Below are 2898 nucleotides of genomic sequence, written 5' to 3'. Positions count from 1 at the left end.
GCGCACGCTACTGGCCTCCGGCGGCAGCGACAGCGCGGTGCGGTTGTGGGACCCGACCACCGGACAAGAAGAGCAGGTCTTGACCGGCCACCGGGGTCCGGTCAAAGCGTTGGCGTCGGTGGTGGTGCCGGACGGGCGTACGCTGCTGGCCTCCGCAGGTAGCGACAGCACGGTGTTGTTGTGGGACCTCACGAACAGCGAAGCGGTTCTATGGCAAGCTCTCCGCCCGGTCCAGGTCGCGATCGTGGCACTGTGCGGACTCGGAGATCGACTCGTGGTCGCCACACAAATCAGCACCACCATTCTGCGACTTCACCCCAAACCACAACTATGAACGCACCAGGTAGCAACCCCCGCTCGCTCCGGTCAAACTCAGGGAGAGTCTGGGGACGGTTGGTCGGTGGAGGCGACATCGATGACCAGATGTTGTTTCGGCGCACGGTGCGGGCTTTCCATCAGTGGTGTGAGGTTTTGGTCGGTGGTAGCGGGGTGCTTGGTCGATGCCATGCGGCACGAGCCAGGCATGTCTCGGCAGACCAGAAAGGTGCCGCCGGTGCCGTCCGACAGGATCTCGATCTCGTTGTCTCGCAGGTTCGCCCAGCGTGACGCGGGCGATTCGTACGCGCGTCCATAGGCGTGGTTCTTGCCGCAGGTCGCGCAGATCGGCTCGGTATATCCATGCTCGGACACCAGCGCGGCGAGGGCGCGGTCGGCGTTCACACGGGCGGTGGTGAGGTATCCGCACGAGCAGGCGGCCCGGACCTTGTCGCGTCCGGACGGGAGGAAGCCCCACGGCACATGGACGTGGCGGGCGAAGTCGGAGGTCGGGTCCATCGGTGGTTCTCTCGTCCTGGTGGGCGGGGCGGCCATGTCAGTAGGCCAGGCATCGACGGCGTCCGCAATCGGCCCGTGGTTCCTCTCGAGCATCGCCGATGTTCGTTGTCGGACAGGTCGATCCGGTCTCGGCACGGCCGATCACGGTCCGATTTCCAGCCCGGCGGCGCGCTGTTGGGCGTGGCGGTCGTAGCGGCGAGAGGTCTCAGCGCGGGCGTGGCGCATGTTCGGTGCCGACACGGGCGATGATGTCCGCTAACGAATGTCGGATCTGTTCGATCTGTGTCGATGTCCAGCCGGGGTCGGGGCCGGGTTGCGGGAGCAGCCCGGCCGATTCGGCGTACTCGACCTGCCAGCGCTGCAATCCGACCGCGTCGGCCAGAGTGTGAAGGTCGTGGTCACTGCGCGCCCTGGTGGTCATTGATCCGGCTCCTTCGATCCGCGCAGGCTATCGGTCGTGCGCATCATGGCAGGGCGCACCGACGCCTCCACTGTGCCGCAACAGCGTTGCCGTGGACAGGATTTCCCTCTGCAGGCCGCCTCATCTGCGTGCGTGTTCTGCACTTGAGCGCGTCCGGGCATCGGCCGATGCCGTTGCGGCGCGGCTCGATCCGCTGTCCGCGCCCGGATGACGGGCCGCCGCCGTTGTCGGCGCTGAACGCGACCTCGCGGTTCAGCGCTGTGCAACATCTGTGTGGTGCGCCGGCAACCGTCGCCTCCGACCGAATCTGATCCACCGGAACGAGATGACATGACCCCCGCCAGCGAGACCACACGCCGCCGGCCGGCCACAGCGCCGGCACCGAGGCCCCGCCCCCAACCCGGCCCTTCGAAGACCGGCCGCGTACGCAAGCCGACGCTCGCTCAGATCCGCGCCGCCGAACAACGCGCGGTGATCGCCGGCTCGCGTCCGACCCCGTACACGAACGTCGAGCTCGAGCTGTTCGCTCGCGCCGGAACTTTGACCATGACCGACCTGTTCTGCGGCTCCGGCGGGCTTTCCGAAGGGTTCCGGCAGGCCGGGTTCCAGATCTGCACGTGCTCGAACCACGCGTTGGCGGCGTTGGCCACCCATGCCTGGAACCACCGGACCGCGTTCCATCACCTGGCCAACCTGCACGAAACCAACTTCGCGCGGATCTACCGCCATACCGATGTGCTCGGCGCTGGCATCTCGTGTCGTGGGCACTCCCCCGCCGCCCGGCGAAAGCTGCTCACGCTCGAAGAAGAGCTCGCCATGAAAGACGAGATCACTGCCGACCGCGCTACAGCGTGGGCGGTCATCGACGCCGCCGACATCAACCGGTACAAGGTCATCGTCGTGGAGAACGTGCGCCGATTCCTGCGATGGGCCGTGTTTCCCGCGTGGCACCTGGCGCTGGAGCTGGTGGGCTACGAACTGCGGATCTACCTGCTGCAAGCAGCCGACATCGGGCCCAGCCCGGTCCCGCAGATCCGTGAACGTGTGATCATCATCGCGACCCGTAAGGACCTCGATCTCGACGTGGACCTGACTCCGCCCGGGGGAAGCATCCGCGCCGCGGGATTCGTGCCCAAGACCCGAATCCCGATCTTCAAGGTGCTGCCGGCGCCCGGCCTGGTCCGGACTCCGGCCTCGACGGTGCTCGACATGAGTGTGCCGTTCGACCGATTCGTCGGCCCGGACAGCTTCGTCGGCCCTCAACTGGAGCAGATCGAACTCGACAACGTCCCGTATCTGCTGACCTGGCGCAGCAACTCGAAGGCGCGCCGCGCGGACATGTACCCCACCTACGGGGTGTGCGCCAGCGGCAACCACCTCGCTGTCGGCGTCCGTGACAGCGACGGGCGCGTACACCACCGCTTCCTGACCAACCTCGAACTCCAAGGAGTACAAGGGTTCTCGCCCGACTACCGGCATTTCGGCACCCAGAACGAGGTTCGCCGCCAGGTCGGCAACGCCGTGCCGGTCAGCTTGAGTCGCGCTGTCGCGCAACAGATCCGCGTCGCCCTCGGCGCGGCCTGAGCACACCGTCGACGGACGCGCCCTCGGTTCGGTCTCGCCGGAGCCGCACGGCTCCGGCG

Annotated in this window: 4 protein-coding genes; 2 read left to right on the top strand and 2 right to left on the bottom strand. The window is 67.1% G+C overall.

What is annotated here, in order from left to right; translation table 11 throughout:
- The coding region (locus ACWIGI_RS41600; RefSeq protein WP_454209212.1) for a WD40 repeat domain-containing protein at window positions 1-334 on the top strand (334 nt) is incomplete at its 5' end.
- 38 nt (window positions 335-372) lie between these two features.
- Here the strand turns inward: ACWIGI_RS41600 and ACWIGI_RS41595 are convergent.
- Both ACWIGI_RS41595 and ACWIGI_RS41590 read right to left on the bottom strand, forming a co-directional pair.
- A complete protein-coding gene (locus ACWIGI_RS41595; protein WP_454209211.1) occupies window positions 373-834 on the bottom strand; it encodes a hypothetical protein in 462 nt (153 codons plus the stop codon).
- Between the two features lie 205 nt (window positions 835-1039).
- Window positions 1040-1255 carry a hypothetical protein gene (locus tag ACWIGI_RS41590; protein WP_454209210.1) on the bottom strand — a complete coding sequence of 72 codons (216 nt, stop codon included), beginning with the start codon at window positions 1253-1255 and terminating at the stop codon, window positions 1040-1042.
- A gap of 471 nt (window positions 1256-1726) precedes the next feature.
- Between ACWIGI_RS41590 and ACWIGI_RS41585 the strand changes: the two genes are divergently transcribed.
- Window positions 1727-2839: a DNA cytosine methyltransferase gene (locus tag ACWIGI_RS41585; protein WP_454209209.1), complete on the top strand. Its 1113-nt coding sequence runs from the start codon at window positions 1727-1729 to the stop codon at window positions 2837-2839.
- Window positions 2840-2898 lie beyond the last annotated feature (59 nt).

Source organism: Nocardia sp. NPDC055321, assembly GCF_053645575.1.
Note: the sequence above shows the minus strand (reverse complement) of the source record. Positions and strands in the feature narration are given on the sequence as shown.

Excerpts from the sequence above, each read along its gene's own strand:
- ACWIGI_RS41595 (WP_454209211.1), bottom strand. The coding sequence starts at position 834 with ATGGACCCGACCTCCGACTTCGCCCGCCACGTCCATGTGCCGTGGGGC.
- ACWIGI_RS41590 (WP_454209210.1), bottom strand. The coding sequence starts at position 1,255 with ATGACCACCAGGGCGCGCAGTGACCACGACCTTCACACTCTGGCCGAC.